The following is an 11,730-nucleotide window of genomic DNA, read 5'->3' as shown; positions in this document are numbered from 1 at the left end:
ACCCCCCTCCCCCCCCCCCCCCCCCCACCCCCCCCCCCCCCCCCCCCCCCCACCCCCCACCCCCCCCCCCCCCCCCCCCCCCCCCCCCCCCCCCCCCCCCCCCCCCCCCCCCCCCCCCCCCCCCCCCCCCCCCCCCCCCCCCCGCCGCTGTGTCCGGGCCCACGGCACCGCGCGTCCGTACGTCTGCGCGGGCGTACGTCCGTACGCCCTCCGTACGTCTGCGCGCCTGGCCGCCTGTAGGTGTTCTGGTCGCTCAGCCCTGAAGGAGCTTCTTCACGGCGGCGGCGACGCGGCCGCCCTCGGCCTGGCCGGCCACCTTGGGGTTCACGATCTTCATGACGGCGCCCATGGCCCGCGGGCCCTCGGCACCGCCGGCCTTGGCCTCTTCCACGGCCTGGGCGACGATCGCGTTCAGCTCCTCGTCGGACAGCTGCTTGGGCAGGTACTCGGCGAGCAGCTCGCCCTCCGCCTTCTCCCGCTCCGCCTGCTCGGCACGGCCCCCCTGCGCGAAGGCGTCCGCGGCCTCGCGCCGCTTCTTGGCCTCACGGGTGATCACCTTGAGGACCTCGTCGTCGGACAGCTCGCGCTTCTCCTTGCCCGCGACCTCCTCCTTGGTGATCGCGGCGAGCGTCAGCCGGAGCGTCGAGGAGCGCAGCTCGTCGCGCTCCTTGATCGCGGCGTTGAGGTCGTCGTGCAGCTTCGACTTGAGCGTGGTGGTCATGGGCTCGATTGTCGCAGGTGCACCATGCCGAACGCCCGCCGATTAACGCCCGCTGATCCAGGGCCCGCGGGTCCGGTCGTATCACCGGGGTCTGACACGATGGTCGTATGCGCGCGCGATACGGAGTACCCCTGGGAATCATGGCGGCAGGCGCCGCCGGACTGGCGTACGCGGCGGGCTTCGAAGCCCGCTCCTTCCGCCTCCGACGAGTGACGGTCCCGGTCCTCCCACCGGGCATGCGCCCGCTGCGCCTGCTGCAGGTCTCCGACATCCACATGGTGAGCGGCCAGCGCAAGAAGCAGCGCTGGCTGCAGTCGCTGGCGGGCCTGCGCCCGGACTTCGTGATCAACACCGGTGACAACCTGTCGGACCCGCTGGGCGTGCCGGAGGTCCTGGACGCGCTCGGCCCCCTGATGGAGTTCCCGGGCGCCTACGTCTTCGGCTCCAACGACTACTACGGCCCCAAACTCCGCAACCCCGCCCGCTACTTGCTGGAGAAGGCGAGCGGCCACCACGGCCTGAACGGCAACCCGCCGGCGGTGGGCGCGATCCACAACCCGTGGGAGGACCTCCGCGACAGCTTCGACGCGGCGGGCTGGCTGAACCTGACGAACACCCGGGGCGTCCTGAAGGTCGAGGGCGTGTCGATCGAGCTGACCGGCCTGGACGACCCGCACATCAAACGCGACCGCTACGCGCAGGTGGCAGGCGGCCCGTCCGGGACGTACGACTTCTCGATGGGCGTGGTCCACGCGCCGTACCTGCGCACCCTGGACGCCTTCACGGCGGACGGCTACCCCCTGGTCCTGGCCGGCCACACCCACGGCGGCCAGCTGTGCATCCCCTTCTACGGCGCCCTGGTCACCAACTGCGACCTGGACACGGACCGGGTGAAGGGCCTCTCCACCCACACGTCCGAGGGCCACACCTCCTACCTCCACGTCTCGGCGGGCTGCGGCACCAACCGCTACACCCCGGTCCGCTTCGCCTGCCCTCCGGAGGCGACACTGCTGACGCTGGTGGGGAAGGAGTAACGGGAGGGGGTAACGGGAGGGGGTAACGGGAGGGGGTAACCCACCTGGGCTAGCCCACATGGCCCCGCCCCTCCCCCGCTCCTAGCGTGAGGGCATGACCTCCCCGATACCCCGGGAGATCCCGGACCTGCCCGCGGTTCCGGGCCCACCCCGGCTGCTCCCCGCCCCGGTGCCGGCAACGGCGGTGGTGGCCCCGGTCCGCCGCCCTTCGGCAGCGTTGTACCGCCTGCTGATCGCCGTGGTGGCGGCCGCGGGGGTCGCCCTGGAACTCCTGCTGGGCACCCCCGCCCGCACCCTGAGCTACTTCGGCGTCCAGGCCAACGTGCTGCTGGCCGTGGTCATGCTCCTGTCGGCGGCCAGAGCCTGGCGGGCCCGCCGCCCACTCCCGTCCACCGTGACAGGCGCCGCACTCCTCTACGTCGTGATCGCCGCGCTGGTCTACCACCTGCTGCTGGCCCACACGACGCCCCCGTTCTCCATGACGGGCGCGACGACGCCCCCGGAACGCTGGCACGCCCAGTGGGCGGCGCTCCAGATCCTGCACACGCTGGTCCCCGTGGCGGCCCTGCTGGACTGGCTGCTCCTCACCCCCGCGGCCCGCCTGCACCTCCGCCAGGCCGCGGCCTGGCTCCTCTACCCCCTGGCCTACCTGGCGTTCTCGCTGGCCCGGGCGACCTTCGTCCCACCCTCGGACCCCTCCCGCTACCTCTATCCCTTCCTGGACGTGTCCGCCCACGGCTACCGCAGCACCCTGGCCAACGCCCTCCTGCTGGGCCTCGCGATCTACGCCCTGGCCGTCCTCCTGGTGGCCCTGGACCACGCCCGCCCGACCCCGGTCCGCCACCGCGGCTAAACCGGATTTCGTCTACGGCCACCGGTGGGCTAAAGTAAACGTCGTCGCCGCGACAAGCAGCGACATCGGGGTGTAGCGCAGCTTGGCAGCGCGCTTCGTTCGGGACGAAGAGGTCGTGGGTTCAAATCCCGCCACCCCGACAGCCGAAACAGCAGATCAGGCCGGTACTGGATTCAGTACCGGCCTGAGTTGTTTATGCCTGCGTGTCTATCTGCGTGACTACCGCTTTCCGCGTGTCTACGAGCGCCGTTCCTGCGTGCCGAAGATGCCGTCCATGACCACGGCGCCGGTCTGGATCACGGGCCGGATCTGCTTCCGGTAGACCTCCTCGGTCACGGCCGTCCCCGAGTGCCCTACGAGCCGCGAGATCTCCTCCAGCGGCACGCCCCGGTCGGAGAGCAGGGACACGAAGCTGTGCCGGAGCTCCCGCGGCGTCCACTCGTCGGCGTTGATCCCGTCGATGCCCTTGAGCGCCTGGCGGAAGGCACGGCGGACGTTGGCGGCATCGAGCGGCTTGCCGACGGCCGAGGAGAAGACGAGCCCGTGTTCCTCCCACTCCTCATCAGCGGCGAGCCGGTCCCATCCCTGATCCTCGAACTGCTGCCAGAGGGCATCCACGCAGCGCGCCGGCAAAGCGAGCGTGCGCCGAGACTTCCGTGTCTTGGTGTCCCCACTCCTCCGCACGGACCGCCAGACGGCAAAGTGCGGAGGCTGTGGAGGGTCGAGGTCCGGCCGACCTTTCAGGAAGACGTGGTCCCAGGTGAGAGCCCGCAGCTCCTCGGTACGAGCCCCGGTCAGCAGTGCGACGACGATGTACGCGTACATCGAGGTCCCCTCGGCGCCCTTGAGCACGGCCTCGGCCTGGGCGAAGGTCAGCGCCTTGGACGGACGCCCCGCCTGGCCCTGAGGCACCGAGCACAGCTCGACGACGTTGCGCTTCACCTTGTCCCGCGCCATGGCCCGCTTGACCGCGCGGTTGAGACAGGAGTGGATTCCCTGGAGCGTGCGCGTGCTGAGCGTCTTCGCCTTGATGGCCAGCCAGCGATCTACGTCCTCCGCACTCAGCTCGCGCAGCTTGCGGGCGCCGAGCGAGGGGATCACGTGCTTCTGACTGAGGAGACTCACGGTCTCGACGGTGCTGGGGTCGAGGCCCGCCAGGCCGTACGTCAGCCAGTCCGTCACAGCGTCCTTGACCGTGTAGTTGGTGGGCGCGATGGCTAGTCCGTCTTCGTGGTCCCGCAGCACCTCCTTGAGCTTGTTCTTCGCCTCTGTCTTGGTCTTGCCACTCCCCCGCTTCACGATCCGCTTGCCGCTCGGGTCGAAACCGAGGTTGGCCGTGGCGATCCACCGCTGTCTCTTCTCGTCCCAGTGAAGGCCGCCATCACCACGGCTCCGTCGCTTGGTCATCAGGCAGCACGCTCCATCTGCCCGGCGATGAACTCTCCGAGGGCGGAGGCGGGGATGCGCCGGCACCGCCCGATGGACACGGAGGGCAGACGCCGGGTGCGGATCAGGTCGTAGACCGTCGACCGCCCGACCTTCAGTCGAGCCATGACCTCGGCCACGGTCAGCAGCTCGTCGTCACGCATGCGTGGGTTCTCCTTCTGTTCCGGGGGCGGGCGGGAGTGAGGCAGTGAGCCAGGTCTCGGCGGCGCTGAGGCCCGTGCCGGCGAAGACCCAGTGGGCAAGGACGAGGGTGGTTTCGCCGTCCTGCGGGACGGCCGGAGCGGTTTGGGCGCGGCGCCATTCGGCGCGGGCGTCGCGGAGGGCGCCGAGGGTGGTGGAGTAGCGGCGGGATTTGGTGGAGAAGTGGCCGCGGAAGCCGAGCATGTGGGCCCAGGCGCGGAGGCGGAGGTCTGCCAGTTCGGGGCGCGCGCCGAGGGTCCAGGCGGTACGGATCAGGCGCCGGGCGTGGTCGGTGATCCGGGCTTGAGCCAGTTCGGCGAGAAACCTGACCGGCCGGTCCAGGGTGCCGGTCGCGGTCTCGGCTCCCTTGGTGGCGTACTTGGCGATGTACGCCGCGACGGCTCGTTCGGTCAGCTCCTGGCCGTCGTTGAAGTCGGCGGAGCGGATGGTGCGGACGTCGAGCTGGCGGCCGAAGACGAACGAGTGCGCCCGGCCGTCGATCTCCGGGCCGTCGACGCGTGCGGCAGTGGCAGCCGCACGGATGGCGTCCGTCAGCATCACGGTCGTGGCCCAGGCCGGTGGAGGCGTGTCGCCGCCTTCCGGGCCGTCGAGGCGGATGACCGCATGGAAGTGGACGGCGCCCCGCTTCTGGTACTCGGCGACCTTGGCGAACGAGATCCGGGCGTGATCGCGGAAGTCGCGTTGGGTGAGGCCGGCACGCTTGGCGACCTCGCGGCGGAGGTAGATCGAGAAGCGCCGCCACAGGGCTCCGGCGTGCGCGTTCCAGAGCACGGCCGCTTCGTAGTCGTAGGTTTCCGGGTCGAGAGGCGAGCCCAGGGCGGGATCCGCTTCCTCGTGCCGGAGGCCGCAGCGGCAGTCCCGACCGCCGGAGGGGCGGTTGTGGACCGGGCCGAAGCCTGGGGCGGTGAAGGTGGCGAAGACACGGGGGTTTGTGCCGACCTGTTCCGGTGTGCCCTTGCCGCCCCGCAGACCGGCGGTGATCAGGTGGAAGGTGTCGCGGCGGTAGGTCTCCGCGCAGGCCGCACAACGGGTAGCGCGGCGGTTGTTGCAACGGACGAGGAGCTGACCGGCGGGCAGGGCGCTGGAATCGAGATGGTGCAGGAGGTTGCCGATCTCGCCGGTCGTGGTGTCGACCTGGTACTCGGAGCGGTGGCCGTCGAGGCGGACAGGGTTGGTGCAGCCACCCAGGCCGGAGAGTTGACGGGCCAGCTCGGGCATGGTGCCGAGTGAGGCCAGCATCGAGAGTTCCGCCAGCGGGGGCGGAGTCTGCCGGGTGATGATGGGACTTCCTTTCGGCTGTTTCGGCGGTCGGGAGGGACGGCCCCGGGGCGACGGGATGCTTGGCGGCGTTGGTGTCGCCCCGGTGGCCGGTCAGCGCTTGTGCGCGTTGCTGACGAGGGAGCGCAGGACCACGGCGGCGATGGCCACGGAGACGGCCGAGATGGCGACCGCGGCCAGGAGCGCGGTCAGCACGATGCCGACGACGACCACGGCGGCGACGGCTCCGGCGCCGATCCCCACGTACGGGGCGACCGGACGGCCGGCGGAGGGAGCCGGAGCCTGGATCTGCTGAGGCGTGGGGATCGTGGTCGGCAGGGTCGGGACGTCGGGGAGCTTGGGGCGGAGCATGGTGGACCTCCTTGTCACTTGTGGGTGCCGTTGACGACGTCGACCCCGGAGCGGGTGCCGGACTCGATGGCGGGGGCGAGGAAGGTGTGGGAGAGCCAGAAGCCGAACAGGGCGATCACGACGGCGACCCAGAGGCGGACGCCGAGGAACTTGATCGCGGCCCAGGCGATGACGCCCAGGACGAAGACGAGCGGGAGCGAGACGGTCACAGGGGTCTCCTCAGCGGACGGCGCAGCGGTGGGTACGGGCGGCCAGCTCGGCGGCGGCACGGCTGTCGTAGTCGGTCGAGAACCCGCAGCGCGGGGCCGTACAGGCGGCGGTGTGCTTCTCGCGGCCCCGGCCGTCGTAGTACGTGCCGACCTGGACGGGGCCGATGCGGACGACGTTGCGGAAGCGCGGGTTGGCGGGCATGAGAGCTCCTCTCAGAGCTGTGCGGCGATGGCCTCGGCCAGCGGCGCCGGGACGCCGAGCCGAGCGCGCAGAGTTGAGGTGTCGATGACCGACCCGGTCCGGGCACGGTGTTCGGCGGCGACCTTGCGGGCATGAGCGACGAGGGCGGCCGGTACCGGTACGGGCGGAAGTTCCGGCTGCGCCTCGGTGACGGGCTCACCGTCCTGGTCCTCGGCATCAGCAGTTGCCCTCGGTGCCGAATGCGCGAGGAGCGTTCCCCCGAGGAAGGCGACGGCAGGCCAGCCCGCGACGAGGATGCGCAGCCAGGCCGGAACGTCACCGAGGTCGAGGAGGCCGGCGGTGGCGACGTTGGCACCCAAGGACGCAGTGAGGGCGACGACAAACCAGCACCAGGCCGCCGTCTTTGTGACGCCGGAGCGCAGTCGACGCCAGGCAGCGACCAGGAGCAGGTCGACGGAGACGGGGTAGGCCCACGCCTTCCACCCGTCCTGCCCGGCCGCCGAGGCGACGTCATGCAGGTGGGCAAAGGACAGGGCGGCGGCAATGAGCGCCTGGACGAGCACCGCGTCCACGCGGGCAAGCTGGGCGCGCATGATGCGGCTCCTTCCGATTTCGGACGTGCCGGGGTAGGGACACGGCGCGAGATGGGCACGCCGGCCGGGGGGAAGTGGGTCAGTCCGTCGCCGGATGCGGACGAACAACCGGTGAGGCTGTCTCGACCTGCTGCACGGGGGTGTAGGGCCGGAAGCGGCTCAGCGCAGGCACAGCGGGGACCAGGTGTGCCGACTCCCGACAGACCTGGGCAGCGTCGGCGAGGGAGAGGTACGGCGTGCGGATACGGGACCAGCCGCCGGAGGTGTCGCCTGCCACGGCCAGGCCGGGCCGTTCCGGGGCGATGGAGCAGGCGGCCATGACCGCTTCGGGAGCGATGTCGCCGAGAGCCATCTTTGCGGAGGCTTCGTCGTTTACGCGGTGGCAGACACGGCCTGTGAGCTGGGCGCGAAGCATGGTTGCGCCTTTGCCCAGTTCGGCGCCGAAGCGCTGCCCGCAGACCTCCAGATAGATGCCGGCCGCGCGGCCGAGCTGAGCAAGTCGGATGAGCTGGGTGACCATCTCGTCCCGCCGCTCTTCATCCTTCTTCGTGGCGACGAGGAAGAGTTCGGCAACCTCGTCCACGAACAGCACGATCGGCACAGGACGTTCACTGTCAGGCAGGCCCCAGATGTCGGAGGTGAACTCCTCGTCCGGGGTGCTCGGCGCGATGCCCTGCCGGACTTTGATCAGGTCGTACCGGTCTTCCATCTCCTTGACCAGCACGGGCAGCAACTCGGCCGCCTGCTCCGGGTCGGTCGCCAACGCGGAGAGCCGGGCGGCGAACGGCGCTAGCTCGACACCGCGCTTGCAGTCGATACCGACCAGGGCGACCGGCTGAGGGGCGAGTCCGACCACCAGGTGCCGTAGGTACATGGACTTCCCGGACAGGGTGGCGCCAAGGGTGAGTTGGTGGGGAATGGCGCGGTAGTCGCGGACGAACGCGGTCGCATCCTCCCTCAGAGCCACCGGCACCCGGAGAAGCCCACCGCCGCTCCGTCGAGGCATCCGCACCTTCCGCAGGACGTCGAAGCCGACGAGCCGGAGTTCCACGACACCCGGCTTGACGTCCCGCACGTACACGGCGTGGACGCCCCAGGCGTGCCGTAGCCGCTCCGCCGAGGCGGCGACGTCCGCCGGATCCTGGCCGGGAGCCAACCGCAGCCGGAGCCGCAAGCCCGTCGACGTGGGCCGGATGGTGCCTCGCCGCGGAGGCACGGGCCGAACCTCACGTCGAGTCGTTGCCCTCACGGCGAGGGCCCGCAGCCTGGAAGGCTGCACCGTCAGCCCACACGCCTCCATGACGGAGCCGTACGAGCCCAGGAGCCGGGCCGCCGATAACGGCAGGCCGACCGTGGACCAGTAGACGCCCGGGTGACGAGTCCGGGCGTAGGCGGCCCCGCCGCCGAGTGCGGCGAGGGGGCCACCCACCTCCAACAGCGTCATCCAGTCCGACATCAGGCGGAGGCCCCGACTGCTGCCGGGAAGGCGGCCGGCGCGACCGCAGCCGCCCGGTAGGCGATGCCGTGACGCTGCTGGCCGTTGAAAACGGTCTCCCACGGCCGGGCCACCAGGCCCACCAGCGAGACCGGGGAGCCGAGGGACAGTCCCTCGGTGATGCCGCTCTCCGGAACGGTGACCTTGATGAGCGAGGACTCCCCGTCCTCGATGTAGACGACGCCGATGGTCATCAGCGCCTCACCGGTGTTCGCATCCTTGGCGATCTCACCGGTCTGCCGGTCGCGGACCTTGGGCTCCGGAGCCTCGGTGAGCAGGATTGTCGCCGCCGACGTCTCCACACGGATTACACGCACAGAACTGCTCTCCCTTGCGTCGCACCGTAGGAACGGTGCATTCAGTGATGAATGACTACGCAACGGGAGGTTGACCTCATACCGACTGGGCGCGATACGCTCCAAGAGCGTTGATGCCAAAGACGCACCCGGCCTGAGTGGGCTGCCTCCCGCTCAGGCCACATCTGCTTTCTGTGGCCCTTTCACTCACGCGCCGGTGCAGGTCTGCCTTCCTGCTCCGGCCCGTTCGCATGCCCGCACGCCAACTCCGCTGGACGCGGAGGAGCGTGCCGACGCCAACCACAGTAACCCGTACTCCAAGTACTGTCTAGTACTTCAGGTACCAGTCCGTACTTCGTGTACGCCCAACTCTCCTGCCAGGGCTCGCAGCTCCTCGGACGGGGGCTGGCTCATGGTCAGAAGGTCCGCCACGAGCTGCTTGACCATCGGCAAGGACCGCACCATCTCGGGCGACTGTTCCCGCGCCTTCAGCAGCGCTGATACGGCGTCAGCAACTTGACGCCGCTGGGCGTACGCCCTGGCCACATCGATCTGGAACCGTGTCTGCCGCTCTGCGGACAGCCCCGACGCGTCGACTGCCTGCGCGGCCCGAAGGGCGACACCGGCGTCTCCGAGGTCGACCGCGACCGACACCTCGTGCAAGCCGACGTTCGTGGGCCCGAATTCGGTGTTGTAGTCGTTGCGCCCATCACCGACCTGCTCGGCCATGGCACGAGCATCGCGAAGGAAGCCGTACGCCTCATCAGCCAGGTTCAGCCGAGCGGCGGCGACCGCCCGCTGCAACGTCAGGGCACCCCGCAGCGCCACCGCCTCGATCTGCCCGGACTCCGCGAGGGGTTGCAAGGCGTCGGCCGCACTGCCCGACGCTTGAGCCGCCTGCTCGAAGTGACGCGCACCGAGGAAGACGATGGAGAGCCGGAACTCGCCGGCCGCCATCAGCAGCGGATCACCGGCTCGCTCGGCGGCGACCACGGAGCGATCGACGGCGATCCAGGCCGCCTCCGGCTCTCCCAGGTTCGCGAGCGCTCCACTGCATGTGTGATACATGACGGCGAGCAACCGGAAGAGTTCGGGACGCTCGACCTCTGACACCGAGCGGGTGGCCGACTCCAGCCGCGGAACGAGCCCTTCGAGCAGCTCGGCCAAGTCGGCGTAGTTACCTTGATGCGTCAGCGACCAGGCGCGGTCGACCTCGGCCCGGAGTGCCTGCACATCCGGGGAAGCGTCCTGCCGGCCGAGGATCGCCTTGAGCGAGTGCGCTGAACTCAGCACCAGTCGCAGCCGACTCGCACCCGGCGGCTCGCCTTCTGCCACGGACGCGACGATGGGGGCCTCGGCCGCCAACTCGGCGATCGGCACCTCCAGCACCTCGGCGACCTTCTCCAGCACGGTCATCCGGTCGATGCGTCGTACGCCCCGCTCCACCTGGGACACCCACGCTTCCGATCGCCCGAGGAGACCGGCGAACTCCTTCTGCGACAGCCCGCGCCGCTTGCGATGGAAGGCGATCTTGCGACCTAGCGCCTTTTGATACTCAGTGCTCAACGTCCACACCCTTGCCGGACACGAAGTCCAGACGGTCGACCTCTGTGGCGGAAAGGTACTGGTCCCGCTCGGAGAGGAACGCCCGTACGTAGTCCTTCGACTCGTGCTCCTCGAAGGCGTCCTTGTCCCGGTACAGCTCGTAGAACACGCGCTGCAAGGGACGTCCGTCAACGCGGTGCACCGTGTAGATCACCGTCCCGGGCTCGTTCGCCCGGATCAGCTCGCCAGTCCGTGCAACGAGGTCATCGAACGCCACCGCCGACGCCTCGTCCTTGCAGGTGAAGCGCACCATCAGTCCGAACATGCGAGGTCCTCTCTCCATCGGCTTCCAGACCAGCACCAGACCACCCGGCGAACGCTATGCGCCGACCGCCCGCACGAAAAGTACGAACCCGCACTCTCGGTACGCGCACATTCGGTACGGTGCTAGTACTAATTGTACGGCTCTGCGTGGTCCGTGTCAGCCGGTAGCCCCCGATGGCACGGAAGACAGCAGGTCACCGCCATGGAGGACGCCATGCCCACCCACGGACGCACCTTCCCTGGGCACCCTCAAGAACTCAGCACCGCGCGCCGCTGGACCCGCGCCACCCTGAACGGCCACCCGCGCTCCGAGGACGCCGAGCTGATCGTCACCGAACTCGGCACCAATGCCGTCACACACACCGCCAGCGGCGGGGATGCCGGCGCCTTCCGCGTCAGCCTCACCGTCTCCGATCGGGCGCTCACGATCGCGGTGACCGACTGCGGCCACACGAAGTCCACGCCCGAGGTCCAGGACCCACCGCTCAACGCGACGCACGGCCGCGGGCTCGCCCTGGTCACCGCCCTCGCCGACAGCGTCACGGTCCAGGGGGACGAGTCCGGCCGAACGGTCACCGCGGAACTCGGTGTCCACGTGGATCCGGGAGTCGGCGCCGTGTTCCTGAACGCCGAGCGGGACCCCCATGACGTACCGCAGGCATCTCACAGCGACGACAGCAGTCCCAGGACCACGGCAGGAGGCCGCCCGTGTTGATGCAGGGGGCCCGACGCGGCTACTGGTGCGAATGCTGGACGGAGAACCTCACCGAGCAGCGAGGGCCGGCACTACTGGCATCGTTCGACGCCTACGCAGCTCCGCAGGCGGACCGGTGGGTAGCGGTCACTCTCCGCACGATCTCATCGGCCCTCGACGCAGACGCGTCGGACGCCGCATGGGAGTGGCTGTACGACGGCCGCATCAAGACCAGGCGTGCGCTCCTGCGTGGCGAGCCCTGCACGGTGTCAGTGATCCACGAGGACATCCGCATCACGTGGACGATCCGACCCGTGACCTTCCTGCCGCTCTTGCACCGCCAGGGCGCCGAACTCCCGAACTGCGCTCACGACTTCAAGCCCCGGAAGCCCGTGTCGAGTCTCAGTTGATGGTTGACGGGTTGGCGTCGGGTGATGCTTGACGTCTGCCCTAGACGATCTTCCGGCGGTTGTGTTCGCCGGACTTGC

The 11,730-nt window shown here is 69.8% G+C and carries 16 protein-coding genes and 1 tRNA gene; 5 read left to right on the top strand and 12 right to left on the bottom strand.

The features are described from left to right. Positions 1-253: 253 nt before the first annotated feature. Positions 254-721: a GatB/YqeY domain-containing protein gene (locus ACZ5CW_RS40975; protein ID WP_468610889.1), complete on the bottom strand. Its 468-nt coding sequence runs from the start codon at positions 719-721 to the stop codon at positions 254-256. A 107-nt stretch (positions 722-828) separates the two neighbouring features. Here ACZ5CW_RS40975 and ACZ5CW_RS40970 point away from each other — a divergent pair, with 107 nt between their 5' ends. The 3 genes from ACZ5CW_RS40970 to ACZ5CW_RS40960 all read left to right on the top strand — a co-directional run bounded on the left by ACZ5CW_RS40970 (position 829) and on the right by ACZ5CW_RS40960 (position 2,748). Then, positions 829-1,755, top strand: a complete 927-nt coding sequence (locus tag ACZ5CW_RS40970) for a metallophosphoesterase (protein ID WP_468610887.1) — start codon at positions 829-831, stop codon at positions 1,753-1,755. A 94-nt stretch (positions 1,756-1,849) separates the two neighbouring features. After that, a complete protein-coding gene (locus ACZ5CW_RS40965; RefSeq protein WP_468610885.1) occupies positions 1,850-2,608 on the top strand; it encodes a Pr6Pr family membrane protein in 759 nt (252 codons plus the stop codon). A gap of 66 nt (positions 2,609-2,674) precedes the next feature. Next, a tRNA-Pro gene (locus ACZ5CW_RS40960) sits at positions 2,675-2,748 on the top strand. 97 nt (positions 2,749-2,845) lie between these two features. Here the strand turns inward: ACZ5CW_RS40960 and ACZ5CW_RS40955 are convergent. The 11 genes from ACZ5CW_RS40955 to ACZ5CW_RS40905 all read right to left on the bottom strand — a co-directional run bounded on the left by ACZ5CW_RS40955 (position 2,846) and on the right by ACZ5CW_RS40905 (position 10,549). Further along, positions 2,846-4,015, bottom strand: coding sequence for a site-specific integrase (locus ACZ5CW_RS40955; RefSeq protein ID WP_468610883.1), 1,170 nt, complete (start codon positions 4,013-4,015; stop codon positions 2,846-2,848). Further along, entirely contained in the window at positions 4,015-4,197 is a 183-nt protein-coding gene (locus ACZ5CW_RS40950) for a helix-turn-helix domain-containing protein (RefSeq protein WP_468610881.1), read from the bottom strand. Before ACZ5CW_RS40950 ends, ACZ5CW_RS40955 begins: the two co-directional genes overlap by 1 nt. Beyond that, entirely contained in the window at positions 4,190-5,494 is a 1,305-nt protein-coding gene (locus ACZ5CW_RS40945; protein WP_468610879.1) for a replication initiator, read from the bottom strand. Before ACZ5CW_RS40945 ends, ACZ5CW_RS40950 begins: the two co-directional genes overlap by 8 nt. 132 nt (positions 5,495-5,626) lie before the next feature. Further along, entirely contained in the window at positions 5,627-5,884 is a 258-nt protein-coding gene (locus ACZ5CW_RS40940; RefSeq protein WP_468610878.1) for a SpdD protein, read from the bottom strand. Positions 5,885-5,898: 14 nt separating this feature from the next. Then, positions 5,899-6,093: a hypothetical protein gene (locus ACZ5CW_RS40935; RefSeq protein WP_053708303.1), complete on the bottom strand. Its 195-nt coding sequence runs from the start codon at positions 6,091-6,093 to the stop codon at positions 5,899-5,901. 10 nt (positions 6,094-6,103) lie between these two features. Continuing rightward, positions 6,104-6,295: a mobile element transfer protein gene (locus ACZ5CW_RS40930; RefSeq protein WP_440553565.1), complete on the bottom strand. Its 192-nt coding sequence runs from the start codon at positions 6,293-6,295 to the stop codon at positions 6,104-6,106. 11 nt (positions 6,296-6,306) lie between these two features. Beyond that, on the bottom strand, positions 6,307-6,888 hold the full coding sequence (locus ACZ5CW_RS40925) for a DUF2637 domain-containing protein (RefSeq protein WP_468610875.1): 582 nt from the start codon (positions 6,886-6,888) through the stop codon (positions 6,307-6,309). A gap of 79 nt (positions 6,889-6,967) precedes the next feature. Next, positions 6,968-8,344 (bottom strand): FtsK/SpoIIIE domain-containing protein, encoded by a 1,377-nt coding sequence (locus ACZ5CW_RS40920; protein WP_468610873.1) that lies wholly within the window; start codon positions 8,342-8,344, stop codon positions 6,968-6,970. Then, positions 8,344-8,700: an SCO3933 family regulatory protein gene (locus ACZ5CW_RS40915; RefSeq protein ID WP_356341287.1), complete on the bottom strand. Its 357-nt coding sequence runs from the start codon at positions 8,698-8,700 to the stop codon at positions 8,344-8,346. The genes ACZ5CW_RS40920 and ACZ5CW_RS40915 overlap by 1 nt, the downstream gene beginning before the upstream one ends. A gap of 315 nt (positions 8,701-9,015) precedes the next feature. Next, complete coding sequence (locus tag ACZ5CW_RS40910) at positions 9,016-10,254, bottom strand: helix-turn-helix domain-containing protein (protein ID WP_468610870.1); 1,239 nt, start codon at positions 10,252-10,254, stop codon at positions 9,016-9,018. Further along, entirely contained in the window at positions 10,235-10,549 is a 315-nt protein-coding gene (locus tag ACZ5CW_RS40905; protein ID WP_468610868.1) for a putative quinol monooxygenase, read from the bottom strand. Before ACZ5CW_RS40905 ends, ACZ5CW_RS40910 begins: the two co-directional genes overlap by 20 nt. 213 nt (positions 10,550-10,762) lie before the next feature. Here ACZ5CW_RS40905 and ACZ5CW_RS40900 point away from each other — a divergent pair, with 213 nt between their 5' ends. Continuing rightward, on the top strand, positions 10,763-11,263 hold the full coding sequence (locus ACZ5CW_RS40900; protein ID WP_468610866.1) for an ATP-binding protein: 501 nt from the start codon (positions 10,763-10,765) through the stop codon (positions 11,261-11,263). Then, complete coding sequence (locus ACZ5CW_RS40895; protein WP_468610891.1) at positions 11,263-11,652, top strand: hypothetical protein; 390 nt, start codon at positions 11,263-11,265, stop codon at positions 11,650-11,652. Before ACZ5CW_RS40900 ends, ACZ5CW_RS40895 begins: the two co-directional genes overlap by 1 nt. Positions 11,653-11,730: the final 78 nt, after the last annotated feature.

Source organism: Streptomyces sp. NPDC031379 (assembly GCF_055569615.1).
Note: the sequence above shows the minus strand (reverse complement) of the source record. Positions and strands in the feature narration are given on the sequence as shown.

Excerpts from the sequence above, each read along its gene's own strand:
- ACZ5CW_RS40930 (WP_440553565.1), bottom strand. The coding sequence starts at position 6,295 with ATGCCCGCCAACCCGCGCTTCCGCAACGTCGTCCGCATCGGCCCCGTC.
- ACZ5CW_RS40925 (WP_468610875.1), bottom strand. The coding sequence starts at position 6,888 with ATGCGCGCCCAGCTTGCCCGCGTGGACGCGGTGCTCGTCCAGGCGCTC.
- ACZ5CW_RS40945 (WP_468610879.1), bottom strand. The coding sequence starts at position 5,494 with ATGCTGGCCTCACTCGGCACCATGCCCGAGCTGGCCCGTCAACTCTCC.
- ACZ5CW_RS40895 (WP_468610891.1), top strand. The coding sequence starts at position 11,263 with ATGCAGGGGGCCCGACGCGGCTACTGGTGCGAATGCTGGACGGAGAAC.
- ACZ5CW_RS40970 (WP_468610887.1), top strand. The coding sequence starts at position 829 with ATGCGCGCGCGATACGGAGTACCCCTGGGAATCATGGCGGCAGGCGCC.
- ACZ5CW_RS40920 (WP_468610873.1), bottom strand. The coding sequence starts at position 8,344 with ATGTCGGACTGGATGACGCTGTTGGAGGTGGGTGGCCCCCTCGCCGCA.
- ACZ5CW_RS40955 (WP_468610883.1), bottom strand. The coding sequence starts at position 4,015 with ATGACCAAGCGACGGAGCCGTGGTGATGGCGGCCTTCACTGGGACGAG.
- ACZ5CW_RS40900 (WP_468610866.1), top strand. The coding sequence starts at position 10,763 with ATGCCCACCCACGGACGCACCTTCCCTGGGCACCCTCAAGAACTCAGC.
- ACZ5CW_RS40940 (WP_468610878.1), bottom strand. The coding sequence starts at position 5,884 with ATGCTCCGCCCCAAGCTCCCCGACGTCCCGACCCTGCCGACCACGATC.
- ACZ5CW_RS40965 (WP_468610885.1), top strand. The coding sequence starts at position 1,850 with ATGACCTCCCCGATACCCCGGGAGATCCCGGACCTGCCCGCGGTTCCG.
- ACZ5CW_RS40905 (WP_468610868.1), bottom strand. The coding sequence starts at position 10,549 with ATGTTCGGACTGATGGTGCGCTTCACCTGCAAGGACGAGGCGTCGGCG.
- ACZ5CW_RS40975 (WP_468610889.1), bottom strand. The coding sequence starts at position 721 with ATGACCACCACGCTCAAGTCGAAGCTGCACGACGACCTCAACGCCGCG.
- ACZ5CW_RS40950 (WP_468610881.1), bottom strand. The coding sequence starts at position 4,197 with ATGCGTGACGACGAGCTGCTGACCGTGGCCGAGGTCATGGCTCGACTG.